At 54.5% G+C, this 13,195-nt stretch carries 12 protein-coding genes; 7 read left to right on the top strand and 5 right to left on the bottom strand.

Annotated elements, in window-relative coordinates; translation table 11 throughout:
• The first annotated feature begins 309 nt into the window (after nt 1-309).
• Complete coding sequence (locus Dpoa569_RS14950; RefSeq protein WP_050569497.1) at nt 310-1,458, top strand: glycerophosphodiester phosphodiesterase family protein; 1,149 nt, start codon at nt 310-312, stop codon at nt 1,456-1,458.
• 155 nt (nt 1,459-1,613) lie between these two features.
• On the opposite strand, the gene Dpoa569_RS14945 is transcribed toward Dpoa569_RS14950, so the two are convergent.
• Both Dpoa569_RS14945 and Dpoa569_RS14940 read right to left on the bottom strand, forming a co-directional pair.
• The gene (locus Dpoa569_RS14945) at nt 1,614-2,381 is read right to left on the bottom strand and encodes an amidohydrolase (RefSeq protein ID WP_146411501.1); all 768 of its coding nucleotides are present in this window, start codon (nt 2,379-2,381) and stop codon (nt 1,614-1,616) included.
• Nucleotides 2,369-3,526: a pyridoxal phosphate-dependent aminotransferase gene (locus tag Dpoa569_RS14940; RefSeq protein ID WP_042872339.1), complete on the bottom strand. Its 1,158-nt coding sequence runs from the start codon at nt 3,524-3,526 to the stop codon at nt 2,369-2,371. Before Dpoa569_RS14940 ends, Dpoa569_RS14945 begins: the two co-directional genes overlap by 13 nt.
• 192 nt (nt 3,527-3,718) lie before the next feature.
• On the opposite strand from Dpoa569_RS14940, the gene Dpoa569_RS14935 reads away from it, so the two are divergent.
• Genes Dpoa569_RS14935 through Dpoa569_RS14925 form a run of 3 tightly spaced genes read left to right on the top strand, consistent with a single transcriptional unit; the run spans nt 3,719 to nt 5,602 of the window.
• Nucleotides 3,719-4,333 (top strand): methylthioribulose 1-phosphate dehydratase, encoded by a 615-nt coding sequence (locus Dpoa569_RS14935; RefSeq protein ID WP_042872337.1) that lies wholly within the window; start codon nt 3,719-3,721, stop codon nt 4,331-4,333.
• The gene (gene mtnC / locus Dpoa569_RS14930) at nt 4,330-5,022 is read left to right on the top strand and encodes an acireductone synthase (protein ID WP_042872336.1); all 693 of its coding nucleotides are present in this window, start codon (nt 4,330-4,332) and stop codon (nt 5,020-5,022) included. Before Dpoa569_RS14935 ends, mtnC begins: the two co-directional genes overlap by 4 nt.
• A gap of 37 nt (nt 5,023-5,059) precedes the next feature.
• Nucleotides 5,060-5,602 carry a 1,2-dihydroxy-3-keto-5-methylthiopentene dioxygenase gene (locus Dpoa569_RS14925; RefSeq protein WP_042872334.1) on the top strand — a complete coding sequence of 181 codons (543 nt, stop codon included), beginning with the start codon at nt 5,060-5,062 and terminating at the stop codon, nt 5,600-5,602.
• 65 nt (nt 5,603-5,667) lie between these two features.
• Here Dpoa569_RS14925 and mtnA read toward each other — a convergent pair whose 3' ends face one another.
• Nucleotides 5,668-6,699, bottom strand: a complete 1,032-nt coding sequence (gene mtnA / locus Dpoa569_RS14920; protein ID WP_146411498.1) for an S-methyl-5-thioribose-1-phosphate isomerase — start codon at nt 6,697-6,699, stop codon at nt 5,668-5,670.
• Between the two features lie 282 nt (nt 6,700-6,981).
• On the opposite strand from mtnA, the gene mtnK reads away from it, so the two are divergent.
• Entirely contained in the window at nt 6,982-8,184 is a 1,203-nt protein-coding gene (mtnK, locus tag Dpoa569_RS14915) for an S-methyl-5-thioribose kinase (RefSeq protein ID WP_042872330.1), read from the top strand.
• A gap of 62 nt (nt 8,185-8,246) precedes the next feature.
• On the opposite strand, the gene fadE is transcribed toward mtnK, so the two are convergent.
• Complete coding sequence (fadE, locus tag Dpoa569_RS14910) at nt 8,247-10,691, bottom strand: acyl-CoA dehydrogenase FadE (protein ID WP_146411494.1); 2,445 nt, start codon at nt 10,689-10,691, stop codon at nt 8,247-8,249.
• Nucleotides 10,692-11,031: 340 nt separating this feature from the next.
• Here fadE and lpcA point away from each other — a divergent pair, with 340 nt between their 5' ends.
• Both lpcA and Dpoa569_RS14900 read left to right on the top strand, forming a co-directional pair.
• A complete protein-coding gene (gene lpcA, locus Dpoa569_RS14905; RefSeq protein WP_012885889.1) occupies nt 11,032-11,613 on the top strand; it encodes a D-sedoheptulose 7-phosphate isomerase in 582 nt (193 codons plus the stop codon).
• 57 nt (nt 11,614-11,670) lie between these two features.
• The gene (locus Dpoa569_RS14900) at nt 11,671-12,438 is read left to right on the top strand and encodes a class II glutamine amidotransferase (protein WP_146411492.1); all 768 of its coding nucleotides are present in this window, start codon (nt 11,671-11,673) and stop codon (nt 12,436-12,438) included.
• On the opposite strand, the gene dpaA is transcribed toward Dpoa569_RS14900, so the two are convergent.
• Complete coding sequence (gene dpaA, locus Dpoa569_RS14895) at nt 12,409-13,140, bottom strand: peptidoglycan meso-diaminopimelic acid protein amidase (protein WP_042872327.1); 732 nt, start codon at nt 13,138-13,140, stop codon at nt 12,409-12,411. The two genes, Dpoa569_RS14900 and dpaA, sit on opposite strands and share 30 nt — an antisense overlap.
• Nucleotides 13,141-13,195: the final 55 nt, after the last annotated feature.

Below are 13,195 nucleotides of genomic sequence, written 5' to 3'. Positions count from 1 at the left end.
AATTGATATAACTCATTTCTTCGTTGATTTTTTATTATTACCGGGGTGAAACTGTGAATATTTTTTTATGATATTAACTCTATTGGTTTTTTTATTTAATGAATGTGTGCGGTTGTTATCATCTAATTATTATTTTTCTGACATAAATCTGTTGCTGATTTAGTAATAGGATTTTATTGCGCGAGTTTTGCGTAATTTAAATCTTCTGATTCCTATCTGCTTTTTGATGGCGGTTAATTTTTTGTCTTGCGTATGAATAGTGTCTTTTACATAGGGTCAGTATTACTATTTCTCTTGAGGAAATAAACTATGAGTTATATTCGGTCGTTATTTTTTTATATAATCACTGGGGTTGTTTTTGTTGCTGGTAATGTGCAGGCCGCAGAAAACTGGAACCCTGCGCACATTTTGGAAGCGTTCCAATATCCTTATGCGAATGGACAAACGACAGTGGGCATTATCGCTCACCGTGGCGTGGTTTCTGATGGTTGCCCTGAAAATTCGCAGTGTTCTATTGATGCAACCGTGAATAATAATATTGAAGCCATTGAGCTTGATGTGAAACAGTCATCCCAGGGAACGCCGTGGCTGTTTCATGATCAGAATGCGGGGAGAATGCTTTATCACCTTCCTTTATTTAATATATTTCAAGATAGAAATCCTCCATCAGGATGGGACCCGGATTTTCGGACCATGACAGATAACCAGCTGGCGCATAGCTATCTGCGTGACAGGAATTTCAGTGGTACCCGCTTTCATCCTCTCAACGTACTTGAAGCATTACGCTATATAAAAGTAAAAGCGCCACAATTACTGGTGGTGCTTGATATAAAAACGGCTGAGGCGGTTTCGCGTTGTGCTTCAATAGTCAAGGACCTGAATATGGAAAACCAGGTTGTGCTGAAAGCCAGTTCATCCTTATATTCCAGCAATCCGTCACAATCTAATGGCTTACCGGCAGGCGTTCATTTTGTGCCGACAGTGTATGCCGGCAACCTTGACGATATTGCGGTGAATTTTACCAATGTCTTTTGTAACGCTGGCGTCGATGTACACCATTGCCGGGTAGAAGAGTGGATAAGGGGGGCATACGACAATCCTAATATTCCCTGGGTCGAAATTGGCAACAAGAGTCCCAATTACCCTGACCCTACCTCCAGTTTTGTGGCGCAGGAGAAACGTTACAAGCGCCCGATGGGCGCATTCGTGCCGGTACCGGAATATAATTTGTCGCGTGGCGGTGGCGCGTATTATGTTCGCTCCAATGCGACCTGTTGCGCCAGATTGTCGGATTACCTGACCAGAACCCGCTATTTCGGCAATGAAACGCAGGATGAACGAGAGTCGCTCGATTTACAGTTGACGAGCGGTTTCACCAATATCATTACTGACAATCCGCTACAGGCCATCCGGTTGACGTCGGCTCGTGGGATGCGCCACACGGAGCGTTATCAGTAATACTATATTGATTTAAAAACGGGTTGATTTAAAAAAGGGTTGATTCAAAAGAAGGGTTTATTTGAGAAAACAGTCAATTTGATGGGGTAGTCGATTTGACATGTTTCTTCTCGTCTTGTTTATCAGCCATACGACACGTGCCGTATGGCTGATATTTATACGCTGAACTTATCGGCGTCGCGCCAGGCGGGGAAGGTTTCACGGTAGCTTTGCAATGCCTCCAGCGACAACTCCGCGTCGAGGCGGGCAGGTTGATGTTCAGGCGCACAAGCCAGCACCGTGCCTTGTGGGTCGATAATCAGGCTGTCGCCCTGATAGCTGTGCCCGTTGCCGTCGGTGCCGACGCGGTTGCAGCCCGCCACATAAGCCTGATTTTCAATCGCTCGTGCCGCCAGCAGGGTTTTCCAGTGCTGGGCGCGCGGTGCCGGCCAACTGGCGACGTACAGCGCCAGATCGTAATCCTGACGATTGCGCGACCACACCGGGAAACGCAGGTCATAGCAGATCAGCGGCAGAATACGCCAGCCTCGCCATTCCACGATTTCCCGCGTCTGACCGGGCAGGTAATACTCATGTTCGTTCGCCATACGGAACAGGTGGCGCTTGTCGTACTGGTACACTCGCCCCTGTGGGTCAACCAGCAGAAAACGGTTGACCGCGCCCTTGTCGGTCTGCACCGCCACACTGCCGCCAACCAACGCATTGTTACGCTGCGCCCACTGTTTCAGCCAGGTTTCTACCACTGGCTGTTCCAGACTGCTTTTGGCCGCTTCCATCGCAAAACCGGTGGTGAACATTTCTGGCAGCACGATCAGGTCACGGTCGGTAATCTCGCTTAACAGGCCGTCAAAATGGCTGAGGTTGGCGGGACCATCCATCCACACCAACGGTTGTTGTAACAAGGTAACCTTTAAAGTTGACATAAACGCTCCGCAGCAGCATCAAGGGTTGATTCCTGTTTGGCAAAGCATAACCGAATCAGCGTATGAGGGAAGGGGGCTGCACAGAAAACAGACAGCGGAATCGCCGCCACGCCGACATGCTCGGTCAGCCAGCGGCAGAAACTGACGTCGTCCTGACTGGAAATAGCGCGATAGTCCGCCAGCAGGAAGTAAGTGCCTTCACAAGGCAGGATTTCCAGCCGACTGGCCGCCAGCGCGTTAACAAACCGGTCGCGTTTGGCGCGATAAAAGTCCGGCAGTTCACGCCAGTGCTGCGGTTGGTGTTGCAGCATATCGGCAAGCGCCAACTGGGCCGGCGTATTGACGGAAAACGTCAGGTACTGATGGACCTTACGCAGTTCGGCGCTGAGCGGTGCCGGTGCCACGCAATAGCCCACTTTCCAGCCGGTCATGTGATAGGTTTTGCCGAAGGATGACACCGCGATGGAGCGCTGGCGCAATTGCGGATGTGCCAGTACGCTGGCGTGACCGTCGGCGGCAAAGCAGATATGTTCGTAGACTTCATCGCTCAACACATAGATGTGACGGCTGGCAATCGCTTGCCAGAGCTGGCGGAAATCGTCCTGCTGCCAGACGGTGGCAGAGGGATTGTGCGGCGTGTTGACTATCACCAGCCGGGTGCGATCACTCAGCAAGGCGCTAAAGGCGGCCCAGTCTACGCGAAACGCCGGCGGTTGCAGGGCGATCCGTTTCAGTACGCCGCCGGCCAGTTGCACCGCCGGGGCGTAACTGTCGTAGCTGGGATCAAAGCAGACAACTTCATCGCCTGGCCGCACCAGCGCGCTGATAGCGGCAAATAACGCCTCGGTGGCACCAGCCGTGACCGTAACTTCGCTATCGGCGTCCGGCTGCCAGCCGTAGAGCGTTGCGGTTTTTTCCGCAATCGCCTGACGCAGCGGCGCCACGCCAGTCATCGGCGCGTACTGGTTTGCCCCCAGGCTGACATGATAAGCCAGACGTTGTTTCAGGTAGTCGGGACCATCAAAATCCGGAAAGCCTTGCGACAGGTTGATAGCCTGGTGCTGCTGCGCCAGTGCGCTCATCTGGGTAAAAATGGTGGTGCCGAGGGAAGGAAGTTTGCTGTCGGGGATCAGTGCGGCGCTCATGGCTGAAAAAGGACTCCTGCAAGCCTGTTATTGCTGCCACTATATACAGGATGCTAGTATTTGGCAATCAAGACGCTTGGACGTTTAAACGGCTAAATTCCGTAATTGGCTAAGCTATAACCAAACATAATAAGCAGGCTCATTAAGTGGGTTTGACAACCGCGAGACGCCTTCACCTGTACAGGATGATTTATGAGTGAGATTCCACAACTGGCCGCATTGGTGGCGGCCTGCCACTGGATTGGCGAGAAAGGGTGGTGCCCGGCGACGGGCGGCAATATGTCCGTCCGTCTGGATGAACGGCAGTGTCTGATTACCGAATCCGGCAAAGATAAAGGCAGCCTGAGCGCGGAAGACTTTCTGCTGGTTGATATCGACACTAATCATGTACCGAGCGGTCGCACGCCGTCGGCAGAAACCGGGCTGCATACGCTGCTTTATCGCGTGTTCCCGATGGTGGGCGCGGTGCTGCATACGCATTCGGTCAATGCCACCGTACTGTCACGGGTGGAAAAAAGCGACGCACTGGTGCTACAGGGCTATGAAATGCAAAAGTCGCTGAGTGGCCAGCGTACCCACCTGGATTCGGTAGCAATACCGATTTTCGATAACTCTCAGGATATTCCGGCGCTGGCGGAGCAGGTTGCCGCCTATCATGCGAGCACGTCATTGCGCTACGGTTTTCTGGTGCGTGGGCATGGCCTGTACTGCTGGGGCAATGATGTTAAAGAGGCTCGCCGTCATCTGGAGGGGCTGGAGTTCCTGTTCCAGTGTGAATTGCAACGACGTTTACTGGAGGCCAAATGATCAAAGCGATTGTCACCGATATTGAAGGCACCACCAGCGATATTCGCTTTGTGCACCATGTGTTGTTTCCGTATGCGCGTGCGCGTCTGGCCGGGGCGGTGGCGCAGGCGGATCATGAGCCGGAAATTGCCGCCGCGCTGACGTTGGCGCGCCACGAACTGGGGCAACCGGAAGCCTCGTCCGCGCAACTGCTGGCCGCGTTCAATCAGTTTATGGATGAAGATCGCAAATCACCGGCGCTAAAGCTGTTGCAGGGGATTATCTGGCGCAGCGGCTACCGTAACGGCGATTTTCGCGGCCATGTTTATGACGATGTGGCACCACAATTGCGCGCCTGGCGTGGGCAGGGCATCGCGCTGTATGTGTATTCGTCCGGGTCGGTGGAAGCACAACATCTGTTGTTTGGTCATAGCGACGCGGGTGATTTACGGCCACTGTTTACCGGTTATTTCGACACCGGCGTTGGCGCCAAGCGCGAGGTGGCATCTTACCAAAACATCGCCGGGTTGATTGGGCTGCCAGCCAGCGAGTTGCTGTTTCTGTCCGACATTCGTCAGGAACTGGATGCCGCCGCGCAGGCGGACTGGCATACCTGCCAGTTGATCCGGGATGAAGCCGATGCCGAGAGTCGGCATCGTCAGGTAAACCGTTTTGATCAGATTGAGCTGAATGCTTATCAGGCTAATTAACCGCCTGTTGTGCTAATTACTGTCAGGAGAATCCGTCATGAGTGCCTTAACTATTTTCAGCGATACGGACGCCCGTCAGCCGGTCTGGCAAAGCCGCGATGCAGACGCTATCAAACAGCAACTGAGCGCTATCGATGTGCGCTTTGAACGCTGGCAGGCGGACAGGGACCTGAGTTCCGCGCCTTCTTCCGAGGAAGTGCTGGCCGCGTATCAGCATGAGATTGACAAACTGGTGGCGGAAAAAGGTTACCAGAGTTGGGATGTGGTCAGTATACGGGCCGATAACCCGCAAAAAGAGGCAATGCGCAGCAAATTCCTGTCGGAGCATACCCACGGTGAAGATGAAGTGCGTTTCTTTGTGGAAGGCGCCGGGTTGTTCTGTCTGCACGTGAATGGCCAGATTTTCCAGATTCTGTGTGAAAAGAATGACCTGCTGTCAGTGCCTGCCGGTGTGCCGCACTGGTTCGATATGGGGTCGGAACCGCATTTCACCGCGATTCGCCTGTTCAACAACCCGGATGGCTGGATTGCGCAGTTCACCGGCGATGCCATTGCCGATGCGTACCCGAAACTGGCGTGATCATGTCACAGGCCGCGGCGGTATGTACCTGCGCACGGCCTGTTCTGTTTTTATTATCTGGCGTTTTATCCCGCCAGCGGGTGCTGAAAAATACCGGCTCTGACCTGTTCCGGGGTGACAACACTGCTATCCAGCACCCAGCCGCTGATAAGTGCGGCTGGCGTGACATCGAATGCCGGGTTGTATACCGGGGCGTTGTGCGGCGCCCACTGGCAGTGACCAAAACTACCAGCCACACCTGTGACTTCGCTGGCGGTGCGTTGCTCAATCGGAATGGCGTTACCGTCCGGGCAGTGCGGATCGTGGGTGGTGTGTGGGGCGGCGACGTAAAACGGAATACCGTGGTAATGCGCCAGCACGGCCAGACTGTAAGTACCAATCTTGTTGGCGACATCGCCGTTAGCGGCGATGCGATCCGCACCGACCCAGATAGCGTCAACCTGGCCTTGCGCCATCAGCGATGCGGCCATTGAGTCACAAATCAGGTGATAGGGAATACCCAATTCACCCAGTTCCCAGGCGGTCAGTCGTCCGCCCTGCAACAACGGACGGGTTTCATCCACCCAGACTTTCTCCACCTTGCCCTGCTGGTGAGCACGCAGTATGACGCCAATCGCGGTGCCGACCCCCGCCGTCGCCAGCCCGCCGGTGTTGCAGTGGGTTAACAGCCGGCTGCCCGGTTTCACCAGCGCAGCACCGTTATCTGCGATGCGTTCACACAGCGCTTTATCTTCCTCAATCAGCCGTAGCGCTTCCTGCGCCATGGCGTTGACGAAGTCATCAGTTGCCAGCGCCTGCTTCATGCGATCCAGATTGTTCATCAGGTTGACGGCGGTCGGGCGCGCAGCGCGCAGCGTATCCAGCGCCTGTGCCAGCTGAGTCCGCGACAGGCCTTGCTCCGCCAGCAGTGCCAGCAACAGGCTGGCGGAAAGGCCAATCAGCGGTGCGCCGCGTACTCGCAGAGTGCGAATGTGGTTGACCAGCGCATCGACATCCGGGCAGGGGCACCAGATTTTTTCCTGCGGCAATGCCTGTTGGTCCAGAATCCACAACTGGTTGTCAACGATGTTGAGGCTGGTGGTGTTAACGGTTTGCATGGGTGGTTAAATCCGTGTTGCGTTATTGCATCAGGGTTCTTATTCTGCCAATATGCTTTACAGAAGTATAGACGTCCAAACGCTTTTATGTCTATACCCTTCATACTTCAAGTTGCAGGTGTGTTGGCTGCCCTCTCTCACCCCAGTCACTTACTTGAGTAAGCTCCTGGGGATTCGCTCGGTTGCCGCCTTCCTGCAACTCGAATTATTTTGGGTATAAAGCTCGGCGTTGATAACAAGCAAACACATTCATCACACACTAGGTAGATAACGAGGTTGGCCATGTCGCTTTACCGTACTTTTAACGCTGACGATGCCGTGCAGTACGCGCGTCAATATGGCGGGGTTGCGGACCCGCAGTCGTTGATAACTGCCGATGAAATCGGTGACGGTAACCTGAATCTGGTGTTCAAGATCCGTGATAAACAAGGCATCAGCCGGGTGATCGTCAAGCAGGCGCTGCCGTATGTTCGCTGTGTCGGTGAGTCCTGGCCGCTGACGCTGGACCGCGCTCGCATCGAAGCGGAAACCTTGCTGGCGCACGCGCAGTATTGCCCGCAATACACAGTCATGGTGCTGCACCATGATCCGGTGCTGGCGGTGATGGTGCAGGAAGATCTGTCCGACCATGAGATTTGGCGGCGCGAACTGGTGAAAGGACACGACTACCCGCAAGCGGCGGCGCAACTGGGGGAATATCTGGCACAGGCGTTGTTTCACAACTCGGATTTTTACCAGTCTCCTCATGACAAAAAAGCGGCGGTGAGCCACTTCACCAATCCGGAGTTATGTCAGATCACCGAAGATCTGTTCTTCACCGATCCGTACAGGGAACATGAGCGCAATCAGTTTGATCCGGCGCTGTTGCCTGATGTACTGGCGCTACGCGATGACCTGCCGCTCAGATGTGCCGTCGCCGCGCTCAAGCACGCTTTTTTGAGTAAAGCGCAAGCGTTATTGCATGGCGATATCCACAGCGGGTCAATTTTTGTGGCGGAAAATCGCCTGAAAGTGATCGACGCCGAATTCGGTTTTTACGGCCCAATCGGGTTTGATATCGGTACGGTGCTGGGCAACCTGTTGCTAAATTACTGTGGGCTGCCGGGGTTGCTGCCGCCGCGTGAGGCTGCTGGCGCACGGGAACGGCGTCTGGAGGATATCGTGACGTTATGGCACACCTTCGCTAACCGCTTTGCAGGACTGAGCCGCGAAAAGAGCCGTGACCCGGCGCTGGCGGTGGAAGGCTATGTTGAGCAGTTTCTGCAGCAGGTATGGCATGATACGGTTGGTTACTGCGGCACTGAACTGATTCGCCGCACCATCGGGCTGGCGCATGTCGCTGATCTCGATGCGATTGCCGATGATGCTGCTCGTCAATCCTGTCAGCGTCATGCCATTGAACTTGGCAGGACGTTGATTCTGGCTGCCGCACACATCGACAGCCCTGAAGCATTACTGGCACGGGTACGTCAAAGCGGTGCCTGAACCTGAAAGCGAATAGTGCAAACAGGGCGCCTTGTCAGAAAGACTAAGGCGCCCTGCCTGTTTCAGGCGACCGTATCGGCGGGTAACCGTTGCTCTGCCACCACCTTGTGGGCGCTCAGCGCGTCCGGTGCAAAGTCATCTACGTTGATGGAGCGCAACCGACTGGCTTCCGCCTGTATTAAGATGCTGGCTTCTTCCTGTGTAATCACCCCTTCTGCCAGCCCATGTTCTGCCAGTGTATCCAGTCGCATGAAAGGCAACGGATGACCTGCTGATTGTGAGAGACGCTGATGAATTGGCTCGGCAGCCAGAATATCCAGCAGCGATTGTTCCAACTGCGCCGCCGGGTGATGCGCTCCGGCTTTCAGGTACAGACCACGTCCTAAGCGGCTGCGGGTTGCCGACGGTACTTGCAACAAGCGCGCCAGTTGGTGGTCCAACTGGTCGGTTGGGGCCTGGCTGGCGTGTCCGAGCGGGAAAATCACCACTTGCAGTAACCGTGCCACCAGTTTGTTGGGGAAGTTACGCAGCAGATCGCTGATGGCCTGCTCCGCCTGATGCAGACAATCCTGTACTCCCCAGTGTACCAGCGGCAAATCGTCTTGCTGGCGACCTTCTTCGTCGTAGCGCTTGAGCGTGGCAGAGGCCAGATACAACTGGCTCAGCACGTCTCCCAGTCGCGCGGAAAGGCGCTCGCGGCGTTTCAGGCTGCCGCCCAACACCCCCATAGACACATCCGACAACAACGCCAGATTGGCGCTCACCCGGTTCAGTCGCTGGTAGTATCGGCGGGTAGCATCGCTGACCGGCGCACGGCTGGTACGCCCGTTAGTCAGCCCCAGCCACAGGCTGCGCATAACATTGCTGCCGATATGCCCCAGGTGACCGAACAGCGCCCGGTCAAAGGATTTCAGGTTGTTGTCTTGCGCGGCGCTCATTTCTGCCAGCACATACGGGTGGCAGCGAATAGCGCCTTGCCCGAAGATCATCAGGCTGCGAGTCAGAATATTGGCGCCTTCAACGGTAATGGCGATTGGCGCGCCCTGATAGTGACGGGCAACAAAATTGGATGGGCCAAGGCAGATGCCTTTGCCGCCGGTGATATCCATCGCGTCGATGATACCGCGTTGACCGCGATGGGTGCAGTGATACTTGACGATAGCCGACAGCACCGATGGCCGTGCGCCTTGCATGATGCCGCTGGTGATAAGCGTTGCAGCGGCATCCATAACGTAGGTGTTGCCGGCTATACGCGCCAGCGGCTCTTCAATCCCTTCCATTTTGCCAATCGGCAGTTTGAACTGGCGACGAATGCGGGCATAGGCGCCGGTTGCCAGCGCTACGCTTTTCAGGCCGCCGGTCGCGTTTGAGGGCAGGGTGATGCCGCGTCCGACTGACAGGCATTCCATCAACATCCGCCACCCCTGACCCGCCATGTTTGGCCCGCCGATAATGTAGTCCAGTGGAACGAAAATATTTTCACCCTGAGTCGGGCCGTTCTGGAACGGAATATTAATCGGGAAGTGGCGGCGACCAATCTTGACGCCATCGGTTCGGGTGGGGATTAACGCACAGGTAATACCGATATCATCCCGATCACCCAACAGGTGATCCGGGTCATACAGTCGGAATGCCAGCCCTAGCACGGTGGCGATGGGAGCCAGCGTGATATAGCGCTTGTTCCAGGTCAGTCGCATCCCCAGCACTTGTTGACCCTGCCAGTGACCGTAGCACACCACGCCCAGATCGGGGATAGCGCCGGCATCGGACCCGGCTTCCGGGCTGGTCAGTGCAAAACACGGTATTTCTTCGCCACTCGCCAGTCGCGGCAGGTAGTGATTCTTCTGGTCGTCGGTGCCGTAGTGTTGTAGCAGTTCACCTGGGCCGAGCGAGTTGGGTACGCCGACGGTGATCGCCATAATGCTGGATACGCCAGCCAGTTTTTGCAGCACCATCGCCTGTGCGTAAGCGGAAAATTCCAGTCCGCCGTACTCTTTTTTGATGATCATGGCAAAGAAGCGGTGCTGTTTCAGAAAATCCCACAGCACCGGCGGCAAGTCGGCGCGCTCGTGGGTGATTTCAAAGTCATTTGCCAGACGGCAGGCCTCTTCTACCGGCCCGTCCAGAAACGCCTGTTCTTCCGGTGTCAACATCGGACGAGGGTAGGCGTGCAGGGTATGCCAGTCGGGTGCGCCGCGAAATAATTCGCTTTCCCACCAGATGGTACCGGCATCGATCGCTTCTTTTTCCGTTTTTGACATCGGCGGCATCACGCGACGGAATGCCTTCAGCGCCGGCGCGGAGATAAATCGCTGTCGCCATGACGTTGCCAGTACCGGCAATAGTAACAGGCCCAGCGGAATCAGCAGCCAGACTGACCACAAATTCAGCGCTGCCATAGCGACAACCCAGAGTGCAAGTAATGTGCTGCTCAACCGCAGTGAAAGCTGGTGGTAGAACAGCGCGCCGATAAGCATCAAGACAATCAGGATACTGACTGCAACCATGATTTTATTCTCCAGTCCGTGTAATCAGTGCATTGGTGGTCTGACCTGTTGGTATAGTGAGGTTTTAGTTCAGCAAAATATTTTTATCAATTTATTTACAACACAATTACAACTTGACTCACAAAGTTACGCCAGAATGAAACCACTGACGCATGATGCCGCCGTTTGGCAATTGTCTGCTTCTCGTGGTTTGGGCGATCCGCTACACTGCAGGGCAATACAGGTTGTATTTCTTCATGGTTGGATTGCTGGCACAGACTGGCAACACCGCACGCAGCGGTCCATATATCACCAGAGGACTTAGCCTAAACATCATGATGTTATTGAATGAGAGGATTCCATGTACCAGGACTTAATCCGTAATGAGCTGAAAGAGGCTGCGTCCACGCTGAACACATTTTTAAGTGATGATGCCAATATTCAGGCGATTCAGGATGCGGCTGTTTTGCTGGCGGATGCTTTCAAAGCCGGTGGAAAGGTACTTTCCTGCGGTAACGGCGGTTCTCATTGTGACGCTATGCATTTCGCAGAAGAGCTGACCGGTCGTTATCGCGAAAACCGCCCTGGTTACCCGGCTATCGCCATTTCTGATCCGAGCCATCTGTCCTGCGTCAGCAACGATTTCGGCTATGATTTCGTGTTCTCCCGTTATGTCGAGTCGCTGGGGCGCGAAGGGGATGTATTGCTGGGTATTTCCACTTCAGGCAATTCCGGCAACATCATCAAGGCGATTAGCGCTGCGCGCGCTAAGCGTATGAAAGTCATTACGCTGACCGGCAAGGACGGCGGCAAGATGGCCGGCACCGCGGATGTGGAAATTCGTGTGCCGCACTTCGGTTATGCCGACCGTATTCAGGAAGTGCATATCAAGGCGATCCACATTCTGATTCAACTAATTGAGAAGGAAATGGCCGGCAACTGATCGCCTGCCGTTACGCACAGTGATTAAAGGAACCAGACGTAGTTAAAGGAACCGGACATGTGTGAACTGCTTGGGATGAGTGCCAACGTCCCAACGGATATCTGTTTCAGTTTTACCGGCCTGATGCAGCGAGGCGGTCGAACCGGACCGCATCGTGATGGCTGGGGGATTACGTTCTACGAGGGAAACGGCTGCCGTACCTTCAAAGATCCGCTGCCCAGCTTCAACTCGCCGATTGCCGAATTGGTGCAGAACTATCCTATTAAATCCTGTGCGGTGGTTTCTCACATCCGCCAGGCTAATCGTGGCAAGGTGGCGCTGGAAAATACCCACCCGTTTACCCGTGAACTGTGGGGCCGCAACTGGACCTTTGCCCATAATGGTCAGCTCAAAGGCTACCGCAGCCTGAAAACCGGTCATTTCCGTCCTGTCGGGGAAACGGATAGCGAATACGCGTTTTGCTGGCTGCTGCACCAGTTGTCGCAACGCTACCCGCGTACGCCGTCCAACTGGCCTGCGGTGTTTCGTTACGTCGCCACGCTTGCGGATCAGTTACGCAAAAAGGGCGTATTCAATATGCTGCTGTCAGACGGGCAGTTCGTCATGGGATTCAGTTCCACTAAGCTGCACTGGATAACCCGGCGGGCACCGTTTGGCAAAGCCACCTTGCTGGATGATGATGTAGAGATCGATTTTCAGCGGCAGACCACACCCAACGATGTGGTCACAGTGCTGGCGACTCAGCCATTGACCGGCAACGAAACCTGGCACCCGATTTTGCCAGGCGAGTTCGTCTTATTTTGTTTTGGCGAGCGTATAGTTTGACTGGGGTTGAGGCTGACCGACGGGCGAGGACTGGTTAACCACGTACTGCCCGTTGAGCACCGACACCGCCGGTGGTTGATGGGTTCTGTTGAAGTAGGCATAACCCGGCTGCAACTGGCTCCAGAATTTATAGTAGTTGGAGCGGCTGTGGCGCTTCATGTTTTGCTCAGTCATGCGGAACGGATAAATCGCCAGTTCTACTTTCTGCTGCCCGTTGCGCAGCGCTTTCTCCACGTAAGTGTAAATCTCGGCAATATACGTGTTGGTCATGGCATAGCAGCCGATAGACACGCACTCGCCGTGAATCATCAGGTAGCGACCAGAGTAACCGTGTGCGCGATCATACTCGTTCGGGAAACCGACATTGATGGCGCGGTAATAGTGGCTGTCAGGTTTAAGCTGTTTGAGATCAACCTGATAAAATCCTTCCGGGCTTTTAAAATCGCCCTCGGTCATTTTGGGACCAAGACCGCCGGAATATTTGCAGATAGGGTAGCTCTGTACCAGTTTGTATTCGTTGCCGGTGCGGGCATAAAGCTCCAGTACCCGTTCTTCCTTGAAGATCTGAATATACACCGGTGAACCGGCAACCTGCTGTTTTGCTTCGGTCACTGCCGGTGAGACTTGATCGGCGTAGCTGTTGCTGATGGCGACGGAAGGCAAAAGAAACAACATCGCAAGCGAAAACGCGACTTTGTGCATTGTTAATCCTGATTATTAGCGCTGTTATTTTGGGTATGTCTGATACGGTGTGTGG

Origin of the sequence: Dickeya poaceiphila (assembly GCF_007858975.2) — a bacterium.
GTDB classification, from domain to species: Bacteria; Pseudomonadota; Gammaproteobacteria; order Enterobacterales; family Enterobacteriaceae; genus Dickeya; species Dickeya poaceiphila.
The sequence above is the reverse complement of the archived record's forward strand: the minus strand, read 5'-3'. Positions and strand labels throughout refer to the sequence as shown.

Bases quoted from the DNA above. Each gene is read 5' to 3' on its own strand.
- Dpoa569_RS14950 (WP_050569497.1), top strand. From the start codon at position 310: ATGAGTTATATTCGGTCGTTATTTTTTTATATAATCACTGGGGTTGTT.
- Dpoa569_RS14945 (WP_146411501.1), bottom strand. From the start codon at position 2,381: ATGTCAACTTTAAAGGTTACCTTGTTACAACAACCGTTGGTGTGGATG.
- Dpoa569_RS14940 (WP_042872339.1), bottom strand. From the start codon at position 3,526: ATGAGCGCCGCACTGATCCCCGACAGCAAACTTCCTTCCCTCGGCACC.
- Dpoa569_RS14935 (WP_042872337.1), top strand. From the start codon at position 3,719: ATGAGTGAGATTCCACAACTGGCCGCATTGGTGGCGGCCTGCCACTGG.
- mtnC (WP_042872336.1), top strand. From the start codon at position 4,330: ATGATCAAAGCGATTGTCACCGATATTGAAGGCACCACCAGCGATATT.
- Dpoa569_RS14925 (WP_042872334.1), top strand. From the start codon at position 5,060: ATGAGTGCCTTAACTATTTTCAGCGATACGGACGCCCGTCAGCCGGTC.
- mtnA (WP_146411498.1), bottom strand. From the start codon at position 6,699: ATGCAAACCGTTAACACCACCAGCCTCAACATCGTTGACAACCAGTTG.
- mtnK (WP_042872330.1), top strand. From the start codon at position 6,982: ATGTCGCTTTACCGTACTTTTAACGCTGACGATGCCGTGCAGTACGCG.
- fadE (WP_146411494.1), bottom strand. From the start codon at position 10,691: ATGGTTGCAGTCAGTATCCTGATTGTCTTGATGCTTATCGGCGCGCTG.
- lpcA (WP_012885889.1), top strand. From the start codon at position 11,032: ATGTACCAGGACTTAATCCGTAATGAGCTGAAAGAGGCTGCGTCCACG.
- Dpoa569_RS14900 (WP_146411492.1), top strand. From the start codon at position 11,671: ATGTGTGAACTGCTTGGGATGAGTGCCAACGTCCCAACGGATATCTGT.
- dpaA (WP_042872327.1), bottom strand. From the start codon at position 13,140: ATGCACAAAGTCGCGTTTTCGCTTGCGATGTTGTTTCTTTTGCCTTCC.